The organism is Marinobacter xestospongiae, from assembly GCF_023156385.1.
GTDB lineage: Bacteria > Pseudomonadota > Gammaproteobacteria > Pseudomonadales > Oleiphilaceae > Marinobacter > Marinobacter xestospongiae.
The window spans coordinates 1-1,173 of record NZ_JAKZAK010000063.1 but is presented as its reverse complement, the minus strand read 5'-3'; the positions used below and the strand labels follow the sequence as shown (position 1 = coordinate 1,173).

Annotated in this window: 1 protein-coding gene; it reads right to left on the bottom strand. The window is 58.4% G+C overall.

The annotated features are described in order from the left end of the window. Positions 1 to 165: 165 nt before the first annotated feature. Positions 166 to 1,173 (bottom strand): IS1380 family transposase (locus MLD24_RS21475; RefSeq protein WP_248169381.1); only part of this gene is annotated, 1,008 nt, incomplete at its 5' end.

Here is a 1,173-nt window from a genome sequence, read left to right as displayed (position 1 = left end):
CTAGCCCGGATTTCTCATAGGCTGCCAACAAGTTTCGCAGACTGGTCGACCCATCGCCATGCCGGCTCAGCTCAGGCCCTAACCGCTCAATATTTAAACGGTAGCCGTCCTCCGGACACACTACCCCCTTCCCCCCATTGCGTCGGGCCGGGGGAGCCCAGGGTTCTATCCCGGAACCAGTCGGCGCACCAGATCTGAGAGTTCATCTTTGTACGGGTAGGTATCACTCATCAGCACCCGGACTCGACGGGTATTGCGGATGATCACCGCACCCACCTTGATCAGCTTGAGTCTCAGTGTGCTGGCACTCATACGCTCGAACGGTGTCTTCCTCAGGTGGCTCCGCAGCCGTTCGAACAAGGTGTAGGCAAAGCCCGACAGGATCAATCGCCACTGGTTGGTCCACCAGTGGGTGCTGGAGGTGCGATCAGCAAATAGGCTCAGTTGCTGGTCCTTGATCCGGTTTTCCATGTCACCCCGGGCACAGTACTGCTCGTAGTAGAGCTTGAACCCGTCATCGTAACGGGAGCTGATGATGAACCGGGGATTGGAGCCCAGCTCGCCTTCTTCCAGGCGGGCGACCACCCAGCGAGGGTATTTCCAGGACTTCGCCTGATACTGGAAGCGGAAGGTCTCCGCCACCTTTTCTTTCACCTGCCACTGGGTCGTGCGTACCAGCATCATGGGCACGTCCACTTCCTTGAGCAGGCGGCTGTTCTTGCTGATGCCAACGATGTAATCGACATCATTGTGGTCGCACCAGCTCAGTATCCGGGGTCGGTAAAAACCGCTGTCACCCCGGAATACGATGCGGGTATCCGGCCAGTACTGGCGAATGAAGCGCACCAGCAGCGCCAGAATGGCCCAGCTGTGGCGGCTGTCACTGCGGTTGCTGGTGCGCAGGTAACTGACCAGCAGGTGGCGACCACAGAACACGTACAGCGGAAAGTAGCAATGGTGATCGTAGTAACCGTTGAAGAACTTGCCCGGCTGCTCGCCATGGACCGGAATGTCGGTGCCATCAAAGTCGAGCACAATTTCCTTCGGCGGCTCGTCATGCTGCTCGATGAAATGGTGCCAGAGCAGCTCGTGGGCCTTCACCATCGCCTGCCGGTCTACTCGCTGCTCCATCCGACATAGCGTGGATTTGCCGGCCAGATCATTGTCCTGGTC